Source organism: Stenotrophomonas sp. YJH_SMC_8, assembly GCF_059371315.1.
This window is the reverse complement of sequence record NZ_JCAFUL010000009.1, coordinates 162,833-187,561: the sequence shown is the minus strand read 5'-3', so window position 1 is coordinate 187,561 and position 24,729 is coordinate 162,833. Positions and strand designations below refer to the sequence as shown.

The window sequence follows — 24,729 nt, the reverse complement described above, 5'->3', positions numbered from 1 at the left end:
GCATTCCAAAGGTATGGTCTAAGGTGGCGAAGCAGGTCCCCGAACGCTCCAAGTCCGACGACAGCAAGGCGTCACGTCGCACGGCCGCGGCGGCGACGACCGACAATCCACGCCGCCAACGCCTCTGGCGCGACCTTGGCCTGATCGCCATCGCGCCGGCGCTGCTGTATCTGGCGGCCAGTCTGTTCACGTATTCAGCGACCGACCCGGGCTGGTCGCATACCGGCAGCGTGGTCGCGCCGGTGCACAACCTCGGCGGCCGCGCCGGTGCCTGGATCGCCGATGTGCTGCTGCAGCTGTTCGGCTACATCGCCTTCCTGCTGCCGGTGGTGCTGGGTGCGCTGGCGTGGATCGCCATGTTCGGGCTCAAGCGCGAGAGCAAGGGCGAGAACGACCTGGACCCGGCGCTGCGCCTGGTCGGCCTGGTCGGCTTCCTGATCGCCGGTACCGGCTTCCTGCACGTGCGCCTGTTCAGTGGCGATGTCTCCAGTGCCGGCGGCATCCTCGGCAAGCTGGTGGGCAACTCGCTTACGGTGGGCTTCGGCGCGCTGGGTGCGAACCTGTTCGTGCTGGTGCTGCTGCTGGCCTCGATCACCCTGGCCACCGGGCTGTCCTGGTTCACGGTGATGGAGAAGATCGGCCGCGGGGTGATGTCACTGGCGCCGTTGCTGGCGCGCAAGAAGGAAGAAGTCACCGAGTGGCAGCAGACCCGGGTGATGCGCGAGGAACGCCAGGAAGTGCGCAAGGCCGATGCCGAGGTGCGCGCCAAGCGCGAGCCGGTGAAGATCGAGCCACGCCCGGAACCGGTGATCGAGAAGAGCGACCGGGCCAAGCGCGACACGCAGATCCCGATGTTCCGTGGCGTCAATGGCGATGGCTCGGACCTGCCGCCGCTGGCCCTGCTGGACGACCCCAAGCCGCAGCCGGTGGGCTACGACAAGGAAACCCTGGACGCGCTGTCGCGGCAGATCGAATTCAAGCTGAAGGACTTCCGCATCGAGGCGCAGGTGGTCGGTGCCAACCCCGGCCCGGTCATCACCCGCTTCGAGATCGAGCCCGCGCCGGGCATCAAGGTCAGCCAGATCAGTTCGCTGGACAAGGACATTGCGCGCGGCCTGTCGGTGAAGTCGGTGCGGGTGGTCGACGTGATTCCGGGCAAGTCGGTGATCGGCCTGGAAATCCCCAACGTCACCCGCGAGATGATCTACCTGTCCGAGCTGCTGCGTTCGAAGGAATACGACAAGTCGGCCAGCGTGCTGACCCTGGCGCTGGGCAAGGACATTGCCGGCCGCTCGACCGTGGCAGACCTGGCGCGCATGCCGCACCTGCTGGTGGCCGGTACCACCGGTTCGGGCAAGTCGGTGGCGGTCAACGCGATGGTGCTGAGCCTGCTGTTCAAGGCCTCGCCGAAAGACCTGCGGATGTTGATGATCGACCCGAAGATGCTCGAACTGAGCGTCTACCAGGGCATTCCGCACCTGCTGGCGCCGGTGGTCACCGACATGAAGGAGGCTGCCAACGGCCTGCGCTGGTGCGTGGCCGAAATGGAGCGCCGCTACAAGCTGATGAGCGCGGTGGGGGTGCGCAACCTGGCCGGCTTCAACAAGAAGGTGAAGGAAGCCCAGGACGCCGGCCAGCCGCTGATGGACCCGCTGTTCAAGCCGAACCCCGAGCTGGGCGAGGCGCCGCGGCCGCTGGAGACGCTGCCGTTCATCGTCATCTTCATCGACGAATTCGCCGACATGATGATGATCGTCGGCAAGAAGGTGGAAGAGCTGATCGCGCGCCTGGCACAGAAGGCGCGTGCGGCCGGCATCCACCTGATCCTGGCCACGCAGCGCCCGTCGGTGGACGTGATCACCGGCCTGATCAAGGCCAACATCCCGACCCGCATCGCCTTCCAGGTCAGCTCCAAGATCGACTCGCGCACCATCCTCGACCAGTCCGGCGCGGAAACCCTGCTCGGCCACGGCGACATGCTGTACCTGCCGCCGGGTACGGCGATGCCCGAGCGCGTGCACGGCGCCTTCGTCTCCGACGAGGAAGTGCACCGCGTGGTCGAGCATCTCAAGGCGATGGGCCCGGCCGATTACATCGACGGCGTGCTGGACGAAGTGCAGACGATGGGTGACGGCGTGGTCGTCGGCGCCACCGGCCTGCCCGAGAACAGTTCTGCCGGCGACGAGTCCGACCCGTTGTACGACGAGGCGCTGCGGGTGGTCACCGAGACCCGCCGTGCTTCGATCTCCGGCGTGCAGCGCCGGCTGAAGATCGGCTACAACCGCGCCGCGCGACTGATCGAGGCCATGGAAGCGGCCGGTGTGGTCAGTGCGCCCGAACACAATGGCGACCGCACGGTGCTGGCACCGCCGCCGCCGAAGTAAGACCCGACGTACCCCCACGACGTCCAAGGAACCGACGCATGCTTCACCCCGTCCCCAGCGCGCTGGCACTGGCGCTGGCAGCCTTCCTGGCTGCCGGCCCGGCACTGGCAGATACCGCCACCTCCGCGCCCGCCACGGCGCCGCCTTCCACCAGCGGCGATACCGAAGCCAGCAACAATTTCAGCATTGTCCGTTACCGCGCCGACTACCAGGTGCGGCCGGATGCGGGCAATGTGCAGACCGAAACCTACGAAGTCCTGCTCAAGACCAAGGCCTCCGTCGAGCAGTTCAGCCAGGTGCGGCTGAGCTACAGCGAGAAGATGGAAACGCTGGAAGTGCTTGGCGCCTACACCATCACCGCCGATGGCCAGCGCCGCGACGTGCCGGCCGACCGCATCTACACCCAGGAGAGCTACTCCAGCGCCTCGGCGGCGATGTATGCCGACCGCAAGGTGCGGGTGATCGTGTTCCCGAACCTTGCCCCGGGCACGCGCCTGTACTACCAGGTGCGCCGCACCCAGGCCACGCCGTACTTCCCGGGCTATTTCGGCCTGTGGGAGACGTTCAATGTGTTCACCGAGTACGAGGATGCCGAGGTCACCCTGAGTGCGCCGGCCAGCCTGCCGATGTTCGTCGACAGCCGTGGCGTGCAGGGCAGCGACCGGCCGACGGTGAAGAACGGCCAGGCCCAGTGGCGCTGGCGCTACCAGCGTCGCGAGGCGATGCCGGCGCAGAACTGGTCGGCAGCGGGCTGGGAGTTCGGCCCGAACATCATGGCCAGCACGTATCGTGACTGGGCGCAGATGGGCCGTGCCTACCAGCTCAAGGCCGGTCCGGCGGCCGAGGTGACCCCGGCGCTGCAGGCGCTGGCTGATGAGATCACCGCTGGCATCAGCGACCGGCGAGAGCAGGCCGAGGCGCTCTACCGCTGGGTGGCGCAGAACATCCGCTATGTGGCGGTGTACCTGGGCAATGGCGGCCTGGAGCCGAACAGTGCGCAGAGCATCTTCGACAACCACTACGGCGACTGCAAGGACCACGTGACGATCCTGGAGGCGCTGCTGGCGGCCAAGGGCATTGCCAGTTCGCCGGTGCTGATCGGTGCCGGTGGTGGGCCGACGCTGCCGAAGATCCCGGTGCTGGGCCGCTTCAACCATGCCATCACCTACATTCCCGAATTCGATCTGTACCTGGATTCGACCACCGCGTGGGCCCGCTTCGGCCAGTTGCCGGAAGGCGATCTGGGCGCGCCAGTGATGCGCACCCGCGATGCCACCCTGGCACGCACCCCGGCCAATACGCCGGAGCGTAATGCCACCTCGATGGAGGTGCGTTTCACCTTCGACGCCAACGGCAACCTGCGCGGCGAGACGATTCCGAAATTGGGCGAGAACGCCGAGATCGGCATGCGCGCCCAGTTTTCCCAGCTCAACGCGCAGAACCGTGCGCGCGCTGAAGAGCAGATCATGGCCGCGTCCGGTTTCGACGGGCGAGGGCAGCTGCAGATCCAGGGCGTGCCGGTCGACCTGACCCGGCCGTTCGGCTATCGCATGGCCTTCCAGGCCGAGGACTATGCTGACTTCAGCGTGGCCGGCGGCATGGCCGTGCCAGACCCGCCAGGTGGCGAGTCGGTGCGCGGTCTGTACGCCACCGCCTCGGCGCCGGCCAACGAGACGCCGTTCTACTGCAATGCCAGCCTGCGCGAAGAGACCTATCGCCTGCAGTTCCCGGCCAATGCACCGATCATCGCCATTCCGGCCAGCCAGCGTTTCGCCAACGCGGCCGGCGAGTACCGGGTGGACTGGAGCCGCGAAGGCCAGGAGGTCACCGTGCATCATCGCCTGCAGCAGAACGCGGTGCGCGGGCCGGAGACGCTGTGCCAGCCGCAGGACTACGCCGCGTTCCGCGCGCTGTATCGCGAAGTGCGGCGCGGCTTCCGTGGCCAGGTGCTGTACGGCAAGCTGCCGGGATCTGGCGGCTGAATCGCCGATGGACGTTCAGGGCGGCATAATGTCGCCCTGATCGCCCATTCATCTTTGTCCGGGCACACTGGCAACCACCTTTCCTGGCGCCCGCGCCCACAGGATTTACGCATGAACTTCCGCTTCCGCCGTTTCCTTGCCACCACCACCCTGGCCGTGGCCTGCGCCGCCGCCGGCAGCGCCTGGGCCGGCGCCCGCGATGACCTGAAGGCCTTCACCAGTGGCCTGAAGGGGCTGGATGGCCAGTTCAGCCAGCAGGTGTTCGACAGCCGTGGCAAGGTGAAGGAATCGACCAGCGGCCGCGTGGCGCTGTCGGCGCCGCGCCTGTTCCGCTGGGAGTACGTGCGCCCGCATGAGCAGCTGATCGTGGCCGACGGCAAGAAGGTCTGGATGTACGAGCCGGACCTGGAGCAGGCCACCGTACGCGAGCAGGGCAAGGAAGAGCAGAACAGCCCGCTGACCGCGCTGATCAACCCGGCACTGCTGGAACAGCAGTACGACGTCAGCGAAGAGGCCGCACCGCGTGACGGCCTGCAGTGGCTGTCGCTGTCGCCGAAGCGCGAGACCGAAGCCAGCTTCCAGTACGCCGCGCTGGGCTTCAACGCGCAGGGCCTGGCCAGGATGGAAATTACCGACGCCGTCGGCCAGCGCACCGTGATCAGCTTCAGCGGCTGGAAGCGCAACCCGGGCTTCGCCACCGGCACCTTCAGCTTCACCCCGCCGAAGGGCACCGACGTCATCGGTAATTGATGGGTGACGCCGGGCATGGCCCGGCGCTACCTGCTCTGGTGGGTGCCAACCAGCACCGCCCTGGTGGGTGCCAACCTTGGTTGGCATGCTCACGCGGTACAATGCGCACGTGGCAAGACATCGTTCAACTTCCTTCCCTGGCCCCGATCTGCTGAGCGTTGATCGGGAACACATGCGCCCGCTGGCCGAGCGTATGCGCCCGCGCACCCTCGACGAAATGGTCGGGCAGAAACGCCTGCTGGCGCCGGACAGCGCGCTGCGTCGCGCGGTCGAATCCGGCCGCGTGCATTCGATGATCCTGTGGGGGCCGCCCGGCTGCGGCAAGACCACGCTGGCGCTGCTGCTGGCCGAGTACTCCGACGCTGAATTCCGTGCCATCTCCGCGGTGCTGTCCGGTCTGCCGGAGGTGCGCCAGGTGCTGGCCGAGGCCGCTCAGCGCTTCGCCGAAGGCCGTCGCACGGTGCTGTTCGTGGACGAGGTGCATCGCTTCAACAAGGCGCAGCAGGATGCGTTCCTGCCGCACATTGAACGCGGCACCATCCTGTTCGTTGGCGCCACCACTGAAAATCCATCGTTCGAACTGAACTCGGCGCTGCTGTCGCGTTGCCGCGTGCATGTGCTGGAGGCGGTCTCCCCGACCGACATCGTCGAGGCGCTGGAACGTGCACTGGGCGACCGTGAGCGCGGCCTGGGCGAAGAAGGCATCGAGGTCGCGCCCGAGCTGCTGCTGGAAATCGCCACCGCTGCCGATGGTGATGTGCGGCGTGCGCTGACCCTGCTGGAAATTGCCGCAGAGCTGGCAGGCGGGGAGGGGGGGCGCATCACGCCGCAGACCCTGACCCAGGTGCTGGCCGATCGTACCCGTCGCTTCGACAAGGGTGGCGAGCAGTTCTACGACCAGATCTCGGCGCTGCACAAATCGGTACGCAGCTCCAACCCCGATGCGGCACTCTACTGGCTGACCCGCATGCTTGATGGCGGCTGCGATCCGTCCTATCTGGCGCGCCGGCTGACCCGCATGGCCATTGAGGACATCGGCCTGGCCGATCCGCGCGCGCAGAGCATGGCGCTGGAGGCCTGGGACATCTACGAGCGGCTGGGCAGCCCGGAAGGCGAGCTGGCCTTCGCCCAGCTGGTGCTGTATCTGGCCAGTACCGCCAAGTCGAATGCTGGCTACGCCGCGTTCAACCAGGCCAAGGCCGATGTGCGCGAGAGTGGCACCGAAGAAGTGCCGCTGCACCTGCGCAATGCGCCGACCAAGCTGATGAAGGAGCTCGGCTACGGCGCCGAGTACCAGTACGACCATGATGCCGAAGGGGGCATCGCGCTGGACCAGACCGGGTTCCCGGATGCGATGGGCGAGCGCGTGTACTACAACCCGGTGCCGCGTGGCCTGGAAATCAAGCTGAAGGAAAAGCTGGATCGGTTGCGCGCCGAGCGTGAGGCGGCAAGGGCCGCGAAGGGCCGCTGACCCGGCTTCTGTAGAGTCGAGCCATGCTCGACTTCGCCCTTGGCCGGAGCATGATCGCCTTCGGGAACAGCAGCCGAGCATGGCTCGGCTCTACGGAGGGCAATGGCGGTCGAGCATGGTTCGTCGCTACATTGTCCTGCGCGCGTTCATTTGGCACACTGCGCGGCCACTTTTTCAAGGATTGATGCCGTGCAGGAAATGATTCTGCCGTTGAAGCGCTATGCCCAGTTCGAGGGCCGCGCCAACCGCCGCGAATACTGGATGTACCAGCTGTTCCTGTTCCTGGTCGCAACGGCAGTGATGCTGCTGGCCGGCGTGCTGGCGATCCTGCTGCGCAACAGTCCCGATGCGCTGGCCGGCATCCTGATCGGCATGGTGGTACTGCTGGGTGTGATGTGGCTGGCGACGATCGTTCCGCTGATCGCCGTGACCGTGCGCCGCCTGCATGACTGCAACCAGTCGGGCTGGCTGTTCCTGCTGGCGCTGGTGCCGGGCGGTGGAATCGTGATCATGATCTTCTCGCTGCTGCCGGGCACGCCGCAGGAGAATGTCTATGGTCCGGTGCCTTCGGGGCCCTGACGCTGCGCGAGTCGAGCATGGCTCGACTTTACAGAGGCAACGAAAAGAAGCCGGCGTTTCGCCGGCTTCTTCTTTACTTGACGGTGCAGTCGCCGAAGGACAGGTAGTCCGTGCCGGAGCTGAACTGCAGCGTGCAGCTGGCGGTGAAGAGGGCGCCTTCTTCCAGGGCGCCCAGCTTGGCGGCCTGCTGGGCGTCAGAGGTGGTCAATCGGGCCAGGACATTGCCCTGGTCATCGCCGGCCTCAACGAGCGGTTCGCCCGCCAGGTTGCTGGAGACGCCCAGCGCCACAGCGGTGAAGGTCACCGTCTGGTTGAGCTCTTCCATGCTCAGGGTGGAATTGCCGGCCTCTTCAAATGCCTGGTAAAGCGTCGGCAGATCCTGCGCGGCGTGCGCGGCCAGCGGTGCAAGCAGGCCGAGGGTAAGGGCGATCAGTGCGGTGTGCTTCAAGGGAGTCTCACATTCATGGGATCCGATCCCATGGCGGTTGCGCGCGGATGAACGCGACCCGGCCGGCGGCAAGTGCCCGCCATCCGTGGCTGCGCTGGAAGTGGGGCGATCCAATGCCCCGGTGGCCGGCAAAATAGGGGAAATGCTGCCCCCTGTGCAACCGGGGCATGCGCGCGCGCGATACACAGCGTGACGTTCGATCGATGTGATAATCATTCGCGTTTAAGGTAGACTGCGGTCCCTTGTGAACCGGCGGCCGCGGGCCGCTCCTGCCGCCGCCGATGAAGCATTTCGTCCTGCCTTCGCCCCGTGGTCCGCTGGCCCGCGGCCTGGTCGCCTTGATGATGGGTCTGCTCCAGGCCACCCCGTACGCCCATGCGCAGCAGCGCAACCCGCTGCAGAAGATCGGCCACACCGTGCTCGACGAGCCCGCGGCCAGCTATCGTTTCGAGCAGTTCGTGGTGGACAGCCCCGACCAGCAGCGCCGCTGGCGGGTGAATGTGGCGATCCCGGCCAAGGCCGGCAAGGCGCCGCTGCCGGTGCTGTACGCGCTGGATGGCAACGCCGTGGCGATGGTGCTGGACCAGCCGATCCTGGCCGAGCTGGCCGCGCGCAAGGCGCCGCCGGTGCTGGTGCTGATCGGCTACGACAACGACCTGCGCATTGATTCGAAGGCCCGTACCCGCGATTACACCGCATGGATCGACCGCGCGGATGACGAGAGCGGCAGCACGCAGGCGGCAGGTGGCGGCGCCGCCGCCTTCCTCGACGTGATCGAGCGCCGCATCAAGCCAGAGGTCGAGCGTCGCGCACGCATCGATGCGCAGCAGCAATCGCTGTGGGGCCACTCGTTGGGTGGGTTGTTTGTGCTCAATGCGCTGTATACCCGCCCTGCCGCGTTCCAGTCCTATCTGGCGGCCAGTCCCTCGCTGTGGTGGAGCCAGGGCGCGGCGCTGGGCGATCCGGAACAGCAGTTCGTGCAGAACGTGCATGGCCAGCCGGCACGCGTGTGGCTGATGCTCGGTGGCGCCGAGCGCGTCGGCGATCGCGGCAAGCGCGACATGAACAATCCGCGCGTGGTCGCGCACCTGCGCCGCATTGGCGGAGCTACGCCAGATGCAGCCATGCAGTTGTCCGAGCGGCTGGCCAAGGTGCCGGGACTGAGCGTGCAGTACCGCGAGTTCGAGGGGCTCGGCCATGGCCCGATGCTGCCGGCCTCGTTCCACGCGGCGTTGCACGAGCTGTACGGCGTGACCGATCGCAGTGTCGGTGACGGCGGCGCCGCCACTGGCGGTGACAACGCCACCGAATGAATCCCTTCGCACGCAGTGCCGTGCGACCCCACTACCCAGGCGAGGCTGCCGGCGTGCAGCGGCCCAGGCAACCGATGAATCCCGCGCCGCGTGGCGCGGCCTACGTGTGCAAGGAGCCTTCCATGTCGTTCCGTCCGTCTTTCCGTCTCACCTCTCTCGCCGCCGGCCTGTTGCTGGCGGTGACCGCCACCGCGCAACCGGTGTTCGACCAGCCGGCCAACGCCACCTTCAAGGGCGAAGTCGTCTCGCGCGGCGAGAACGTGGTCCCCGGCAGCACTGCCGACGTGGTCGGTCGTGGCTTCGTGCCGGGCCAGAAGGTCAGCCTGCTGCGCGGTGACAGCGTGCTCAACGCGCAGCCGGTGGTGGTTGATGCCGATGGCAACTTCAAGACCCAGCTGAGCATTCCGGCCGACGCCGTGCCGGGCACCCATCCGGTGGTGGTGCGCGCCAGCCAGCCGGCCGCGGCCACGGTGCTGAAGCTGCGCGTGTCGCCGCAGCTGCCGCTGTCCGGCCAGGCGCAGTTCGCCACCCAGTCCAACAAGCTGGTGCCGGGCCTGTACCAGTCCGCCTACAGCGCCGCCAGCAATGCCGTGTTCGTCACCTCGGCCGTGGGCCGCCCGCCGGTGACCCAGTCGCAGCTGCTGAAGCTGGACCCGAAGTCGCTGAAGGTGACCAAGGCGATCACCCCGGCGCAGGTGCCGGGCAGCACCAACGGTGCGGTGTACGCGGTCTATGGCGTTGGCGTGGATGACACCAACGGCAATGTCTGGGTGACCAATACCCGCCAGAACTCCATTGCGGTCTATCGCCAGAAGGACCTGTCGCTGGTCCACCAGTTCCCGGTCGATGCCGTGCCGCATGCGCGCGACGTGGTGGTCGACGGCACCCATGGCAAGGTGTTCGCTTCGGCCACCGGCGAGGACCACCTGTCGGTGTTCGATGCCAGGACCTTCAAGGAACTGCCGCAGGTGACGCTGGAATCCGGCGTGGATGACGGCAAGTTCACCCCGATGAGCCTGGTGCTGGACGAGAAGGCCGGCAAGCTGTTCACCGTCAGCATCGGTACCCCGGAAGCGGCGGTGATCGATGTGGCCAGCGGCAAGGTCGACAAGGTCATCGACCTGGGCAATTCGATCAGTGCCTCCGGCGTGGCCTTCGATGCGGCGCGCAACCGCCTCTACGTGGCCTCGCAGGGCACCGACAACCTGCTGATCGTCGATGTGGCCGCCGGCAAGGTGCTGCACGACGTGCCGGTCGGCGCCGGTGCGCTGAACGTCGCCTTCGATGATGCATCCGGCCTGGCCTATGTGAGCAACCGCGGCGCCGGCACCGTCACCGTGGTGAACGGCGACGGCAAGGTGGTCGCCAACCTCGACGGCGGCACGCTGCCGAACCATGTCCGTGCCGATGGCAAGGGCAACGTGTTCGCGGTGAACAAGTCGCGCGGCGCCGAAGACCCGAAGGGTGACCGCATCACCCGCATCACCCCGAAGCAGTAAGTCACACGGCGGGGTGGCGTAAGCGTCGCCCCGCCAGCAAGGAGAATGTCCATGAACATCGCGTCCCGTCTGCGCCTGTGCGCACTTCCGTTGGCTGTTTCGCTGGCGCTGGCCGCCTGTGGCGGCTCCTCGGCCCCCTCGGATGCTGCGAAGCCTGCCGAGCCGGCGGCCGCAGCGCCGGCTGCGGAAACCGCATTGCCGGCAGGCTGGCAGCGCGTGGCCGGTGCCGAGATGCCGGCTGTGCACGACCAGAGGGCCGTGCTGCCGGCCAGGGTGCATTCCGACGATGGCGCCGACGTCGAAGTGGCCGACACCAGCCGCATCATCGCCGGTGGCGACGATGTCATCGCGGTGATCGAGGCGCTGGGGCTGGGCAGGCAGGTGTTCGCTGCGCCGACCAACACCACCACCCAGGCCGGCCTGGCCGCACCGCACCAGTTCCTGTTCAACCGCACCACGGGCGTGGAAGGCGTGCTGAGCCTGAAGGGCTCGCTGTTCCTCGGCAACAGCCTGCGTCGGCATACCGAGCTGGCAAAGAAGCTGCGCGAAGTGGGCGAGCCGGCGGTGGTCATCGATGACCTGCAGCCTGCACCGGAGAAGGTGCGCAAGGTTGCCGCCGCGCTAGGGCTGGCCGAGGCAGGGCAGGCGTTGGCCACCCAGGTGCAGCGCCAGCTCGACGAGGCTGCAGCGATTGGCAAGGGGCTGGGCCATGCGCCACGAGTGATCCACGTCTCGGCAACAGGTGCCGGTGGCTCACCGACCGTGGCGGGTGCCGACAGCGCGTCGGCGCAGCTGATTGCCCTGGCCGGCGGCGTCAACATCGGTACCGAGGCGGGAGTGAAGAACTACTCGCAGCTGAGCAACGAGGGCGTGGTTGCAGCCACACCGGAGGTCATTCTGGTGACCGAGCATGACCTGCAGCTGTTCGGCGGTGCCGAAGGCCTGTGGAAGGCGTACCCGACGCTGAAGCAGACCCCGGCCGGGCAGGCCAACCGGGTCTGGGTGATGCCGGATGTGCAGCTGAAGTACACCAGTGTCGGCTCCGGTGCCGGTGCGCTGGCGCTGGCGAAGGCGTTCGCGGCGATGCCGAAGGCATGAGTCCAGCGGATCGGCGCCGCCGTCGCGGGCGGACGATGTTGATGGTGGCGTTGCTGGCACTGCTGGGGGCAGTGCTGGCGTCGTTTGCCGTGGGTCCGCTGCGCTTGCCGCCGCTGGAAGTGATGCAGGCGCTGGCGGTGAAGCTGGGCCTGCTGGATCCGCAGGCGGTCAGCAGTCGCGATCTGGCCGTGGTCTGGCAGCTGCGCATCCCGCGTGCCCTGCTGGGTGCGATGGTGGGCGCGTCATTGGCGATGGCAGGTGCCAGCCTGCAGGGCTTGTTCGGCAATCCTCTGGCGGATCCGGGCATCGTCGGTGTCAGCCAGGGTGCGGCGCTGGGTGCGGTGGCCGCGATCGTGCTGGGCGCTGCCGGTGCCGCCGGCTGGCTGGTGCCGGTAGCCGCATTTGCGGGCGGTGCGCTGGCGATCGGCCTGACGTATGCGTTGGCCCGGCCCGGCAAGGGCACGGGTAACGCCACGCTGCTGCTGGTCGGCATCGCGATGGCCGCGTTCTGCTCGGCGCTGATTGGTTTCCTCACTTACATCGCCAGCGAAAGCGAACTGCAGTCGCTGGTGTTCTGGCAGATGGGCTCGCTGGCACGCGCCAACTGGGGCGACGTGGCGGCGGTGGTGCCGTTGTTCGCCATTGGCGTGTTCGCGCTGCAGCGGCTGGCTACGCCGCTGGACATGCTGGCGCTGGGCGAACGCCAGGCGCAGCACCTTGGGCTGGACGTTACCCGCACGCGTCGCCGACTGGTGGCGTTCAGTGCGCTGCTGGTGGGTGCGGCCGTGGCATTTGCCGGCTCGATCAGCTTCGTTGGCCTGGTGGTGCCACACGTGGCACGCCTGCTGGTCGGCCCGGGTCATCGCTGGTTGCTGCCGTTGTCCGGCCTGCTTGGCGCGCTGCTGATCGTGGTGGCCGACACCGCAGCCCGCACGCTGGATCCACCGGCGGAGATTCCGCTGGGCCTGTTCTCGGCTGCGCTCGGCGCGCCGTTCTTTCTCTGGCTGGTGCTGCAGCAGCGCCGCAAGGCGGCACCATGAGCGTGCTGTTGAAACTGCACGACGTGGTGGTGCGCCGCCAGCAGCGCGAGATCCTGCATGGCATTTCGCTTTCGTTCGAGCCGGGTACGGTGACGGCGTTGGTCGGCCCGAATGGTGCAGGCAAATCCACGTTGCTGGCGGTGGCCGCCGGAGACCTGCGCGCTGATGCGGGCGAGGTAAGCCTGCTGGGCAAGCCGCTGGCCAGCTACAAGGCGGGGCCACTGGCGCGCGAGCGCGCGGTGATGCCGCAGGAGCACGGCGTGCGTTTCGCCTTCAGCGTCGAAGAGGTGGTGGCGATGGGGCGGTTGCCGCATCCGCCGGATCCGGTGGTGGACGACGCCCAGGTGGAAGCGGCGATCGATGCCGCTGAACTGCAGGCGCTGCGCCTGCGCGAAGTGCAGCAGCTGTCCGGCGGCGAATCCGCGCGAACCACGTTCGCGCGTGTGCTGGCGCAGGACACGCCGTTGCTGCTGCTCGACGAGCCGACGGCTGCGCTGGATCTGCGCCATCAGGAGCGCACGCTGCGCAGTGTGCGTGCCTGCGCCGAGGCCGGTGCCTGCGTGATCGTGGTGCTGCATGACCTGAATCTGGCGGCCGGCTATGCCGATCGCATCGTGCTGCTGGAACAGGGCAGGGTGGCGGCTGACGGCACGCCGATGCAGGTGCTGACCGAAGACAATCTGCAGCGGGTGTACCAGCAGGATGTGGTGGTGCTGGAGCATCCTCGACGCGGGGTGCCGCTGGTGGTGGTGACCTGAGCCAAGGTTCACCAGCTTGCTCCGGGTATCATGGTTGCTTCGTTTTCTTCAATGGACTGATGCCATGATCCGTTCCGTTACGCGCGGCGTGCTGCTTGCCGCGATGGTTGCTTCGGTGTGCGCCGCCAATGCAGCGTCGACCTCCCAGGTTTCGCTGACCAACGCGGCCGAGAACGCCTCGCTGATCGAGACCCGGCATTCCAGTGGTGACGGTGCCGCTGTGACGTCGATGAAGACGCAGTACTTCGCCAACGAGGAAATGTCGGTGAGTTGGGACGACCAGCAGGTGCTGGTGCTGTGCAGTGAAGCGGCGTACCTGCAGATTCCTGCCGCCAAGCTCAAGGCCGGAGCGTTGACCGCCGAGCAGCGGCAGATGATCGTCTATCAGGCGCTGATGTCGGGCCTTGGGGCCGTCGCGGGCGTGGTCGGGCCGGCGGGCGAGGAGGTGGCCGTGGCAAATGACGGCAGCGAAACCCGCAGCGTTGGTGAAAACAGCTGGGCGTATGGTGTCGAGCGCTACGATGTGATCACCCAGCGGCTGCCGGGCGGCGCACTCCGGGTCCGGACCCGCAAGACGGAAACCGTGAATACCACGCCGCCAGCGGGTCCGGATGACATGTTCAGCACCGAGGACGACCAGGCGGCACGCCTGTCCGAGCTGGCGCCGGTGGGCAGCTGGACTGAAGTGCTGATCCAGGGTGGCCCGCGCCAGCCGCATGTGGACCCGGCGATGTCGCTGAAGGGCTGGATCTCGATGGGCGATGACCAGGCTGCGACGGTGGCCGAGGCGCGCAAGCTGCACGGCTGCAAGTAAGGCATGGCAGAAGGGTCAGATCCCTTTGCCAAGGGCAAAGGGATCTGACCCTGATCGTTGCCGGCCTCATCGTTCCATTTATGTGCGCAATATTCACTTGCGCGCCAGATTGGCAGGTCTAGAATGCGCTCCATGAACCGGATGCCGCTCCTGAAGTTTTTCACCCTGACCCGCGCAAGCGCGGAACGGGCGTGTCTGCCTGGAGCCCCACGAGGCCGTTGAAGCGGCTATCGCTGGACCTTCGACAGAGCGCCCTCCGGGGCGCTCTTTTCGTTTTTGTTTTCCCGGAAGTCGACTAACAGTCGACTCTACCCTGTCGACTCTACCCGGTCGATTAACAGTCGACGCTACCCAGTACTGCAAAGGAGAACGTGCCATGCACCAGATCGCCGAGACCGAACGTTAGCCGCGCGCCCTGTCGCCAACCGGGGTGCGCGGCCCCTGAAGTTGGCTTTGCAGGAACCTCTTTATGAACACCCAGACCCTTTCCCGCCGTCGCAACCTTGGCATCATTGCCCACATCGACGCCGGCAAGACCACGCTGACCGAACGCCTGCTGTGGAAAAGCGGCGAGATCCATCGTGTCGGCGAAGTACACGACGGCAACGCGACCACCGACTTCTCGGCGATCGAGCGCGAACGTGGCATCACCATCGGCGCGGCCGCCGTACAGGCGCAGTGGGCGCCGCGCGACCTGCCGCCCCATCGGCTGACCCTGATCGATACGCCCGGCCACATCGACTTCGCCATTGAAGTCGAGCGTTCGCTGCGCGTGCTCGACGGCGCCGTGGCCGTGTTCTCGGCCGTGGATGGCGTGCAGCCGCAGTCGGAGACGGTGTGGCGCCAGGCGCGCCGCCATCGCGTGCCGCTGATCGCCTTCGTCAACAAGATGGATCGCGTCGGTGCCTCGTTCGAACGCGTGCTGGAGCAGTTGCAGGACAAGCTGCAGGCACGTCCGTGGGCGCTGGGCGTACCGCTGGGCAGCGAAGGTGGCTTCAACGGTTGGGTCGATCTGGTCGATGAGCGCGTGCTGCAGTGGCAGGACGGTGCTGTGGCGACGATCACCCCGTGGGACGACACGCTGCGCGCAGCATGGCAAGCGCAACGCGATGTATTGGTCGAGGCGGTAGCCGATCACGATGAGCAGCTGGCCGATGCCTGGCTGGAAGGGCGCGTGATCGATGCCGAACAGCTGCGCGCAGCGATTCGCCGGGCGACGCTGGCAGGTGCGGGCGTGCCTGTGCTGGCCGGTGCGGCGTTCAAGGACAAAGGCATCGAGACGCTGCTGGACGCCGTGGTCGATTACCTGCCATCGCCGTTGGACCGGCCTGCCGTGACCGCTGAAAGCGAGCGCGGCGAGGTGGTGCTGCCGCCGGACCCGGATGGTCCGCTGGCAGGCCTGCTGTTCAAGATCACCCATCAGCAGCACGGCGCCCTCAGCTTCGTGCGGCTGTACTCGGGCACCTTGAAGGTGGGCGACGCGGTGGCCAGCTCGCAGCATCCGCAGGGCAGGCGTGTCAGCCGGCTGGTGCGGGTGCAGGCCGACCAGACCCATGACATCGAACAGGCCGTGGCCGGCGACATCGTGGCAGTGCTGGGCTGGAAGGATGCAGTCAGCGGTGAAACGCTGAGCGGCCGTGCACAGCCGCTGCGCCTGGAGAACATCCAGGCTCAGGCGCCGGTGCTGGCGTGGCGGCTGGAGCCGGCGCGTGCGGCCGACCTGATCCGGATGGCGCAGGGCCTGGCCAGCCTGGCCCAGGAAGATCCCTCGTTCCGCGTTGAAACCGATCGCGACACGGCGGAGACCCTGGTCTGGGGTATGGGCGAGCTGCACCTGGAGGTGATGGTCGAGCGCCTGCGCAGCGAATGGAAGGTTGATGTGGGCGTGGGTGCGCCACGCGTGGCCTACCAGGAGACGCCGATGCGCGCGATGTCCGGCGTCGTCGGGCGGCTGGTCAAGCAGACCGGCGGCCAGGGCCAGTTCGCGCACGTGGTGCTGGATGTGGCGCCGCGCGACGACGACCAGGTGGTGTTCAACGACCGCATCGTCGGTGGCGTGGTGCCGCGCAGCTTCATTGCAGCGGTGGAGAAGGGCGTGCGTGCCGCGCTGTCGGAGGGTCCGCAGGGTCATCCGGTGGTCGGTATCGAGGTCAGCCTTGTCGATGGCCAGACCCATGCGAAGGACTCCTCCGAAATGGCGTTCCATCGCGCGGGTGCCGAGGCGATCAAGGCGGCGCTGGCAGAGGGTGGCACGCAGCTGCTGGAGCCGGTGATGGCGGTGACGGTGCATTCGCCGTCGGCGTCGGTGGGTGACGTTGTTGGCGACCTCAACCGTCGCCACGGCCGCATCACCCGCATCGACGACCAGGACGGTCGGGCTGAGGTCAATGGCTTCGCGCCGTTGGCGCAGCTGGTGGGTTACACCACCTCGCTGCGTTCGCTCAGCCAGGGACGCGCCAGCAGCGAAGCGCACCTGCATGGCTACGAGCCGGTGCGGGTTGCATGAGGAAGGTGAGGGGAGCCCGTGCGCGGGCTCCCTTTTTTGTGGGTGTTGATGGCGTTTCGTGTCCACGCCATGCGTGGATGAATTCGTCGCGACGCTTTCTTTTTTGCACTGCACCGCAACAAAACTGCAGAAAAAGCTGGATTAAAGTGATGCCTCACGATAAATTGCGCACCCCCCGTTGCTCGCCGCCGCCCGCACCCCTCTCATGCGTGATGACAAAGACCCCGGAACCCTGGAGCTGACCCTGCCGCGAAAGCGCGGTCGTCCGCCCAAGTTCGGGTACGCCATGAGTGATGCGCAGCGGGCCGCACGCTATCGCGCGCGCCGGGCAGGGCAGGCCAACCACGCCGATGTGCGCTCCTGCTCGGACATGGTGCTGCTGGACAAGATCCGCGCGGCGGTCAGTGCCCGCGACACCGAGCTGGCCGGTTTTCTGGTCCATGTGCTCTGGCAGCGATACCCCCTGCAGCTGAAATAGGCCGTCGATGGGGTGGCCGTTGTCATCGAGCTTGTTGATAATGCGGGATTCAGGTTGTTCCCGCTGGCGCGCCCGGGATGGCAGGCGCGCATGATCGAACGGTTCCCAAGATGACCACCACCAGCGACACCACCACCGAAGCGGCGCCGAGCAACGCCCCCCTGTTCTACACCCGTCCGGTGCCGCTGCAGGCCGATGTGCACGCCGACCTGCGCATCCTGCCGGGCAGGCTCGAGTTTGCCGCGGGCAACAACGCCATTCCGCTGGTGCTCGGCGAGTTCTCGCTGGCGCTGCACCACTTCCCGATCCTGTTCGCTGGCCCGACCGCAGTGCCGATGGCCGCCGTTGGTGTGTCCGACCAGAACCTGTTCATCAAGGACGGCCTGTGGGAAGACGAGGCCTATATCCCGGCCTACCTGCGTCGCCACCCCTTCATCTTCATCGACACCGGCTCGGACAATGACTTCCTGCTGGGCATCGACGAAGAGAGCTCGCGCGTGGTCAAGGGCGGTGACGAAGGCCAGCCGCTGTTCGTCGACGGCAAGGCCACCGACATGGTGCAGCAGGCGCTGGAGTTCTGTGGCCAGTTCACTCGTGAGCACGAACAGACCCAGGCCTTCTCCAAGGCCCTGATCGACAACGGCCTGCTGGTCGAGCGCAATGCCACCGTGCGCACCCCGGATGGCCGTGAGTTCAACCTCAATGGCTTCCAGGTCGTCGACGTCGAGAAGTTCGTCGCGCTGCCGGAAGCGACCGTGGTCGAGTGGCACCGCAGCGGCTGGCTGGCGCTGATCCACCAGCACCTGATGTCGCTGGGTCGCTTCAACGACCTGACCCGTCGCCAGGTTGAGCGTCTGGCGGCCTGATCAGGCCCTGGGCATGGCTTCCGCAGTTCGGGAGCCATGCCATTGCTGAAGGACTCGCAACAGGCGTCGCGCATCGGCCCAGTCGGGCGTGGCGTCGCGACCCAGTGCCCACAGGTCGGCCGCCGTGTCCGCTTCTGCGGCGGCCCCGTACATCTGCAGGGCCCCTTGCAGACGGTGCGCGTGATGGCACAGGTCAGTGGCACTGGCGTCATCCATCGCCTGTTCGATCCGCATCAGCTCGTGGCCGATGTCCGTGATGTAGGCAGGGTCACAGTTGGCGGCCGTGCCGGTTGTGATGGCCTGTCCGGTCACCGGCAGCTGCAGCGTCCGCAGCAGCGACTCAAGCTGCAATGGCTTGGTCAGGGTGGCGTCGAACCCGGCTTTCCGGCAGCGCGCCACATGCCGACGGTCACGGCGTGCCGACAGCGCGATCAGTCGCAGGGGGTCGCGGGCCTGCCTTCGCAACCGCATGGCCAGTGCATAGCCATCCATATCCCCGAGCCCGATGTCGAGCAGGATCACGCTGCGCGGCCTCACCGCCTGCTCGGCAAGCGCGCTGGCGGCGTCGCCAAAGGCATGCACATCAGCACCCAGGCGGCGCAGCTGCTCGCTGATGACCCGGCGATTGAGTGCATGGTCTTCCACCAGCAGCAGCTCAATCCCGCCCAGTGGCGTTCCCACGTCGGCGGCGGCTGACACGGACTCGGCCTTGGCGGCACGTACCGGCAGGCGCAGGGTGAAGCGACTGCCGCGCCCGGGGACGCTGTGCACTGACAGGTTGCCGCCCATTGCGCGGCCAAGTTCATGCGCGATCATCAGTCCCAGTCCGCTGCCCCCGCGATTCCTGCCGTCTTCGCCCTGCTGGAATGGCTGGAACAGCACGGCGAGTTGCTCGGCAGTGATGCCGATACCGCTGTCGATCACATCCAGCATGAGTTCACGCGGGCAGTTGCCCGGCGTCAGTTGAAGGCGCAGCTCGATACCGCCGACATCGGTGAACTTGAGTGCGTTTCCCAGCAGGTTGTCGATGATCTGACGCAGCCCCTCCGGGTCGACGGCGACAATGGGGCAGGGCTCGGGGAGACAGTCGAAGCGAAGCGTCAGCCCGCGCTGCCGAGCCTGGGGACGAATCGCATCCAGCGATTGGCGGCAGAGTCGTGCGATGTCGCAGGGTCGTGCACGCGGCTTGAAGGTGCCGCTGGCCAGGCGCGAGAACTCCAGCGAGCGGTTGAGCAGGCTGCGCAGCGAGGAACCTGCGGCATGTGCGGCCGCCAGCACTTCGCGCTGCCCCTTGGGGGCCGACGGCTGGTTGAGCAGGTCGATCGAGGCCAGTACCGCCTGAGCCGAATTGCGCACCTCGTGGCTGAACATGCCAATCGCGCGGGCGCGAGCGCGGCCTTCACCACGCAGGCGCCTGTGCCAGGCAAGCCACAGGAACGGAGTGACTGCCAATGCGGCAACCAGGGCCGGCAGCCACAGCGGGGGCAGCTGGCGCATCCAGTCCAGGGCGTGCTCCACCGAGGCGGGCGCCGCCTGCTGGGCCCACAGCTGCAGCAGGCTGGCATGTTCCTCCAGCGTGATGTCGTGCAATGCCCGCTCGATGCGCTCCAGCAGCTGGCGATCTTCGCGGTGCGCAAGCAGGCGCAGGTCCGTGGAGAAATCGCTGTCGAAAGACTGCAGGTGCAGGTGCCCGGCGAAATGCCGGCGGATCAGCGGGCGCAGCGTGGTTTCCAGGCCGATTGCCAGATCGGCGGTACCATTCTCGACGGCTGCCAGCGTGGCGTGCCGATCGGCCAGGTGCAGCAGGCGGACGTGTGGATGGCGCGCCGCCAGCCATCCCGCATACGGCCCCCCTTCGACCACGGCCAGGACGCGATGGTCCAGCTCCGTGATGTCGCGCGGCAGGCGTTCGCCGCTGCGCGCGGCGAGCATCGTCTTGCCACCGCGGAACGTTCTGGATGCCACCAGCCCGGGGCAGGGGGGTGGCAGGTGGGTGCCAATCACCAGTACCAGGTCCGCTTCCCGCCTGCAGACGGCAGCCACTGATGCACCGGTGCTGGGATGCGGGTGCTCCTGGAACTGCAGTTGCGAACGCCGTGCAACCAGATTGGCGTAGCCGTGGGCCAGGCTTGGCAACGTCGCGCCGTCAGCGAGTGCGGCGGGTAGCGGGTGCAGCGATGGCGCGGTCGCCACCCGGACTTCGCGTCCCGGCCCCCATCCAAGCGACGATGCATCCTCGGCGGACGCGGCCGGCAGCAGGATGAGCGCCAGCAGAAGGAGGGTGGATGTGCGCAGTCGGCCGCACATCTTCACGGCAGTTCCAGCTGCTGCCGCATGGCGTAGATCTCGGCATCGTTGCGCAGCCTGAGCTTGCGCAGGGCCGCAACCTTCTGCGTGCTGACGGTCTTGATGCTGCGATGACGCCGGAGCGCGATCTCCGAAACGGTCAGGCCGGCCAGCAGCAGCTCCAGTACTTCGCGCTCGTTGCGGCTGAGCTCCTCGCAGTCTCCCGGCAGGGTGCAGTCGGGCGGCAATCGTGGAAGCCCCTGCGATACCCGCACGATCGCGTCCGAAAGCATCGGCAGTGGTTCGGTCTTGCTCACCACGCCACTGATGCCGCTGGCGATGAGCTGGTTGATGTGGGTCAAGGGGGACAGGGTTGCGAAAGCGAGCAGGGGGACGCGTGGAAAGTGCTCGCGCAGCAGCGGAGTGAGCTCCGCCGCGCTGCGGTCGTCGCGGGCCAGGGTCAGATCGATGATCGCGACATCCACCCGCGTCTGCTGGAGGCTGTCGATGAGTTCGTCGCTGCGGGCATGACTGGCGACGATATGGAAGCGGACGTCGCGGGAGAGATGCAGGGCAGTGCCGCGACGGACGACCTCATGGTCGTCCAGTAGTGCCAGTCGCAGCGGGCGCGGGGCAGGAAGTCCATTCATGCGCAGGGAGGTGATCGGCGCCCATGGGGCGTGATGATCATTCTGGCGCTGCTGTCGCGGCGAACATCGAAATTGCTTGATTTTTGCGATTATTCCTAAGAATCGATGCGCTGTATCCATCGATTCGGGGCTATCCATTGGCGCGATGGATAGCCAGGCGGGAAACAAGCCATTTCCGCAGGCGTGACGGCGCTTGCCGTGGATGTCATCGGGAAGCTTCCGGGGCGGCACGGCAGCGATGCACACCGATCGGGGTCGACTTCAGGGCGTTCGCCCCTCGTCGCGCAGGCTGCGTGCCATCTCGCTGGTTCCGGCCCAGCCAAGGTCAGCGTACAGCGGCTTCCCTTGCGCGGTGGCATGCAGGACCGCGTAGGTGGCGCCACGCTCGGCGAAGGCGTGGTCTGCCAGGGCCATCAGCTTCCGGGCGATGCCCCGGCGGCGGTACTCCGGTTCCACATACACGTTGAGGACGTAGCCGCGGCAGCCCTGTTCCGGATGGGCAGGGTGGGGTGGCCAGTCGATCAGCATCAGGCCAATGCCGGCGATGGTTCTGCCGTGGTCTGCAAGAACATGGCCGAAGTACTCGCCCGAGGCCAGGCGCGGCGCCAGCCAGGTACGGAAAGGAGCCGCCATCGCCCGCAGGACCTCCTCGGTCCGCCCACTCTCGCGGAACATGGCTTCGCGGTGGGCACAGATCACATCCAGGTCGCTCGCACGGATCTGCCGCACTTCAAGCCCGTTCCATGTCGCTTCTGCGTGGCTGCCCATCGTGCTGATCCCCGGCTCAGGTCTGTCCGGCAATTCTGGCATCCTCTGCCGGGTGATGCATGACGCAGGACGCAATCGGGTCGTTGTTGCCACGCACTACCGGATGGATTGCGGCACGCGCCTCAGCCGGCGGATGTCGTAGCCCATTTCGGCGATGCGCTGCACGGCTTTCTGGTAGTCGCCGTCGGACACCTGCGGCGTACGTGCCATGTACCAGACATAGTCGCGCTTGCTGCGCGCCACGATGGTCTGGCGGTAGTCGTCATCCAGCCAGGCGATGATGTACTCGGCCTGGATCGGCCAGATGAACTGCATGCCCCATACCGCGCCATGGCCTTCCTCTTCGACATGGCCGATGGGGTGCATCGACCTCTGCGGGGCATCGAAGCTGCCCTTGCGATAGGTGAAGGTGGTCTGGATGCGCCCATCGGGCTTCAAGGCATAGCTTTCCACTGCATCGTAGGCGTCGCGTTCTGGCCAGGACGGGATATGGGCGATCACGTACCAGTCGCCCATGAAGCGTGGCACATCCACCGAGGGCGCCTGCGGAAGTGGCCGGGTATCGCTGGAGGAGCAGCCTGAGCCGAACAGGCCGACCGCGATCAGCGGAAGCAGCGGGAACATGCGCATGTCACACCTCAGCGGGGACGGAACAGGTAATGGGCCACCAGCCATTGCTGGCCGTCGTCGTAACCGAACAGTTCGGCACACGCCATCCAGAACATCCGCCAGCGCTGCCACCAGATCCGCGCGGCCGCCGGCCCATAGGTCGCCGCCAGCACCGGCATCACCTGGTCGCGTGCAGCGTCCTGATTGGCCAGCCAGTGTTCCGCAGTGCGCTGGTAGTGAGTGCCGTCCAGCAACCAGCGCTGATCGAGCCGCAGGTCGCGCTGGAAATGCAGCAGGGTATCGGCGGCGGGCATCAGGCCGCCGGTGAAGAAGTGGCGGCCCATCCAGTTGTCGCCGCCCCGGGTCTCAAATGGATACATCAGCGTGCGATGGGCGAAGATGTGCACGAACAGCGCACCGTCCGGCTTCAGCCACTGCGCGATGCGCGCCAGCAGGCGCTCGTAGTTGCGCACATGCTCGAACATCTCGACCGAAACGCAGCGATCAAACTGCGCCGAGGGCAGTTCCAGCTGGTTCACGTCACGGGTGAGTACCTGCACGTTGTGCAGCCCGCGGGCCTGGCACTGCGCCATGATGTGCTGGCGCTGGCTGTGCGAGTTGGACACGGCAGTGATTGCTGCGTGCGGATAGCGCTCGGCCATCCACAGCGTCAGCGAGCCCCAGCCGCAGCCCAGTTCGAGGATGTGCTGTCCATCGGCCAGGCCTGCGCGCTGGCCGTACAGCTCCAGCATTGCTTCTTCAGCCTGGTCCAGCGTTTCGCGCCCGGTGCTGTAGTAGCAGCTGCTGTACTTCAGTCGCTTGCCCAGGCAGGCCTGGAAGAACGCCGCGGGCACTTCGTAATGCTGGCGATTGGCCGCATCGGTATGCAGGGCGAGCGGGCTGTCGGCCAGTTCGGCGATGCGGCGGCTGAAACGCGCGGACTGCGCTTCGATACCGCCTTCCAATTCTTCCTGCAGGCGCTGCGCGCACAGCCGCCGTATGCCAGCACGCAACGCGGCATCCGGCAGCAGGCCGCGTTCGGCCCAGGCGGTCAGCCCGGTTTCCGTTTCCTCGGCCGGATTCAGTGACGGTATCGCGTTCATGCGGAATGCTCCTTGGAAGGGCGGGGGAACCAGGGGAAGAACATCGATGTGCTGCGCTGGTAGGCGCGGTAGTCGTCGCCGCGGCTGCGCAGGGCCTGCTTTTCGGTGAATGGGATGCCGCTGAGATAGCGCAGGAATACATACATCAGCACGGGGCCGAGCCAGGCCAGCCACCACAGCGGTGAGCCGACGGCCAGCAGCACGTAGGAGAACCAGTGCAGCCACTCGAAGAAGTAGTTGGGGTGGCGGGAGTACCGCCAGAGCCCATCACGGCAGGTGCGGCCCTTGTTCGCCGGGCTGCTGCGGAACCGGGCCAGCTGGCGGTCGGCCAGTGCCTCTCCGCCCACACTCAGCAGCCAGACGAGCGCGGCCGCCAGCACCCAGGGCGCCATGCCGGGGGTTTGATTGGCGGCGACCGCGACGAAGGGCAGGGCAAACAGCGCCACCAGCAGTGCCTGCGCCATGAAGAACCCGAAGATCTTTCCCTGGTGTCCCTGCCAGTGCGCACGGAGGTAGCGATAGCGCCCGTCCTCTTCTTCGTGCCGGACGCGATGCCATAGATGAAAGGCCAGGCGACCGCCCCACAGGCCGCCGAGCACAGCCAGCGCCACCCGTGGCGTCACCGCACCATCGCCCAGCAACGCCAGCAGCAGCGCGGCGGCAGCCACGCCTTTGGCCCAGAGCACATCCACAACGCCGATGTTGTAGTGACGCCGCTGCCAGGCCCAGCCCCAGCTCATCACCAGCGCCGCATACAGCAACACCCAGAGCAGGTTGATCATGATGACGCTCCGACGAGAGGTGGCCGCGGTGTGGTGCGCGGGCTGCTACGGGCGGCGCGGCACAACAGGAAAAGTGCAATGGCCCAGCCCGTGCCCAACACCAGGACGCCATGCCACATCGGGCTGTTGAACTGCACGGCGCCGAACCCACGCGCGGCCGACAGGTACGCCAGCGGCGCCAGCAGCAGGCCGAACAGCGGCGGCAGGGCGGAGTGGCGCTGCAGGAAGCGCATCGAGGTGGTCAGGGTCATGGCGAATGCAGCCCACAAGGCCATGATCCAGGGCGGCGGCGCCCATCCCAGCGGAGCCGCGGCGTAGCGCACGGTGCCGCTGGCGGCAGCGCTGGCGTCGACCAGCCAGGCGCAGGCCAACGCAAGCGCCAGCAGCCGCAGGTCCAGGCGTGGTTGCGCCGATGTCAGCAGTTGGCTGCCGATGTAGAGTGACGCAGCCAGCAACGCGGGCCACTGCCAGCCGCGCCCGGCGCCCGCCACCGCGCACAGCCAGACCAGCTGGTTGCCAATCAGGTTGGCCCAGAACCGGCGCAT

22 protein-coding genes are annotated in these 24,729 nt (G+C 67.0%); 14 read left to right on the top strand and 8 right to left on the bottom strand.

The features are described from left to right. The first annotated feature begins 23 nt into the window (after positions 1 to 23). The 5 genes from AC5P88_RS13420 to AC5P88_RS13400 all read left to right on the top strand — a co-directional run bounded on the left by AC5P88_RS13420 (position 24) and on the right by AC5P88_RS13400 (position 7,166). On the top strand, positions 24 to 2,384 hold the full coding sequence (locus tag AC5P88_RS13420) for a DNA translocase FtsK (protein ID WP_106548560.1): 2,361 nt from the start codon (positions 24 to 26) through the stop codon (positions 2,382 to 2,384). Positions 2,385 to 2,422: 38 nt separating this feature from the next. After that, a complete protein-coding gene (locus AC5P88_RS13415) occupies positions 2,423 to 4,366 on the top strand; it encodes a DUF3857 domain-containing protein (protein WP_495225282.1) in 1,944 nt (647 codons plus the stop codon). A 111-nt stretch (positions 4,367 to 4,477) separates the two neighbouring features. Beyond that, positions 4,478 to 5,116: an outer membrane lipoprotein periplasmic chaperone LolA gene (gene lolA / locus AC5P88_RS13410; protein WP_495225281.1), complete on the top strand. Its 639-nt coding sequence runs from the start codon at positions 4,478 to 4,480 to the stop codon at positions 5,114 to 5,116. An 85-nt stretch (positions 5,117 to 5,201) separates the two neighbouring features. After that, positions 5,202 to 6,587, top strand: a complete 1,386-nt coding sequence (locus tag AC5P88_RS13405) for a replication-associated recombination protein A (protein WP_495225280.1) — start codon at positions 5,202 to 5,204, stop codon at positions 6,585 to 6,587. Between the two features lie 189 nt (positions 6,588 to 6,776). After that, positions 6,777 to 7,166 (top strand): DUF805 domain-containing protein, encoded by a 390-nt coding sequence (locus tag AC5P88_RS13400; protein WP_106548556.1) that lies wholly within the window; start codon positions 6,777 to 6,779, stop codon positions 7,164 to 7,166. A 73-nt stretch (positions 7,167 to 7,239) separates the two neighbouring features. Here the strand turns inward: AC5P88_RS13400 and AC5P88_RS13395 are convergent, their stop codons facing one another. Next, entirely contained in the window at positions 7,240 to 7,614 is a 375-nt protein-coding gene (locus AC5P88_RS13395) for a hypothetical protein (RefSeq protein ID WP_495225279.1), read from the bottom strand. A 281-nt stretch (positions 7,615 to 7,895) separates the two neighbouring features. Here AC5P88_RS13395 and AC5P88_RS13390 point away from each other — a divergent pair, with 281 nt between their 5' ends. The 9 genes from AC5P88_RS13390 (at position 7,896) to AC5P88_RS13350 (ending at position 17,986) form a co-directional block, all read left to right on the top strand. Next, the gene (locus AC5P88_RS13390) at positions 7,896 to 8,927 is read left to right on the top strand and encodes an alpha/beta hydrolase (protein WP_495225278.1); all 1,032 of its coding nucleotides are present in this window, start codon (positions 7,896 to 7,898) and stop codon (positions 8,925 to 8,927) included. 122 nt (positions 8,928 to 9,049) lie between these two features. Continuing rightward, positions 9,050 to 10,426 (top strand): YncE family protein, encoded by a 1,377-nt coding sequence (locus tag AC5P88_RS13385; RefSeq protein ID WP_111112703.1) that lies wholly within the window; start codon positions 9,050 to 9,052, stop codon positions 10,424 to 10,426. Positions 10,427 to 10,477: 51 nt separating this feature from the next. Further along, positions 10,478 to 11,524: a heme/hemin ABC transporter substrate-binding protein gene (locus tag AC5P88_RS13380; protein ID WP_495225277.1), complete on the top strand. Its 1,047-nt coding sequence runs from the start codon at positions 10,478 to 10,480 to the stop codon at positions 11,522 to 11,524. Further along, positions 11,521 to 12,564 (top strand): FecCD family ABC transporter permease, encoded by a 1,044-nt coding sequence (locus AC5P88_RS13375; protein WP_495225276.1) that lies wholly within the window; start codon positions 11,521 to 11,523, stop codon positions 12,562 to 12,564. The genes AC5P88_RS13380 and AC5P88_RS13375 overlap by 4 nt, the downstream gene beginning before the upstream one ends. Then, a complete protein-coding gene (locus AC5P88_RS13370; RefSeq protein ID WP_495225275.1) occupies positions 12,561 to 13,322 on the top strand; it encodes a heme ABC transporter ATP-binding protein in 762 nt (253 codons plus the stop codon). The genes AC5P88_RS13375 and AC5P88_RS13370 overlap by 4 nt, the downstream gene beginning before the upstream one ends. 64 nt (positions 13,323 to 13,386) lie before the next feature. After that, complete coding sequence (locus AC5P88_RS13365) at positions 13,387 to 14,136, top strand: hypothetical protein (protein WP_495225274.1); 750 nt, start codon at positions 13,387 to 13,389, stop codon at positions 14,134 to 14,136. Positions 14,137 to 14,605: 469 nt separating this feature from the next. Next, positions 14,606 to 16,642: an elongation factor G gene (fusA, locus tag AC5P88_RS13360; RefSeq protein ID WP_495225273.1), complete on the top strand. Its 2,037-nt coding sequence runs from the start codon at positions 14,606 to 14,608 to the stop codon at positions 16,640 to 16,642. A 205-nt stretch (positions 16,643 to 16,847) separates the two neighbouring features. Next, positions 16,848 to 17,120, top strand: a complete 273-nt coding sequence (locus tag AC5P88_RS13355) for a hypothetical protein (protein ID WP_005409616.1) — start codon at positions 16,848 to 16,850, stop codon at positions 17,118 to 17,120. A gap of 110 nt (positions 17,121 to 17,230) precedes the next feature. After that, the gene (locus tag AC5P88_RS13350; protein WP_012480151.1) at positions 17,231 to 17,986 is read left to right on the top strand and encodes a SapC family protein; all 756 of its coding nucleotides are present in this window, start codon (positions 17,231 to 17,233) and stop codon (positions 17,984 to 17,986) included. Here the strand turns inward: AC5P88_RS13350 and AC5P88_RS13345 are convergent, their stop codons facing one another. From AC5P88_RS13345 to AC5P88_RS13315, 7 genes are all read right to left on the bottom strand, one after another. Continuing rightward, positions 17,987 to 20,293, bottom strand: coding sequence for an ATP-binding protein (locus tag AC5P88_RS13345; protein WP_495225296.1), 2,307 nt, complete (start codon positions 20,291 to 20,293; stop codon positions 17,987 to 17,989). 2 nt (positions 20,294 to 20,295) lie between these two features. Next, positions 20,296 to 21,168, bottom strand: coding sequence for a response regulator transcription factor (locus AC5P88_RS13340; protein WP_495225272.1), 873 nt, complete (start codon positions 21,166 to 21,168; stop codon positions 20,296 to 20,298). A 15-nt stretch (positions 21,169 to 21,183) separates the two neighbouring features. After that, complete coding sequence (locus AC5P88_RS13335) at positions 21,184 to 21,690, bottom strand: GNAT family N-acetyltransferase (RefSeq protein WP_495225271.1); 507 nt, start codon at positions 21,688 to 21,690, stop codon at positions 21,184 to 21,186. A gap of 96 nt (positions 21,691 to 21,786) precedes the next feature. After that, the gene (locus AC5P88_RS13330) at positions 21,787 to 22,320 is read right to left on the bottom strand and encodes a lipocalin family protein (protein WP_495225270.1); all 534 of its coding nucleotides are present in this window, start codon (positions 22,318 to 22,320) and stop codon (positions 21,787 to 21,789) included. 8 nt (positions 22,321 to 22,328) lie between these two features. Next, on the bottom strand, positions 22,329 to 23,402 hold the full coding sequence (locus AC5P88_RS13325; protein WP_495225269.1) for an SAM-dependent methyltransferase: 1,074 nt from the start codon (positions 23,400 to 23,402) through the stop codon (positions 22,329 to 22,331). Next, positions 23,399 to 24,184, bottom strand: coding sequence for a DUF1295 domain-containing protein (locus tag AC5P88_RS13320; RefSeq protein ID WP_495225268.1), 786 nt, complete (start codon positions 24,182 to 24,184; stop codon positions 23,399 to 23,401). Before AC5P88_RS13320 ends, AC5P88_RS13325 begins: the two co-directional genes overlap by 4 nt. Then, positions 24,181 to 24,729, bottom strand: coding sequence for a DUF2878 domain-containing protein (locus AC5P88_RS13315; protein ID WP_106548541.1), 549 nt, complete (start codon positions 24,727 to 24,729; stop codon positions 24,181 to 24,183). The genes AC5P88_RS13320 and AC5P88_RS13315 overlap by 4 nt, the downstream gene beginning before the upstream one ends.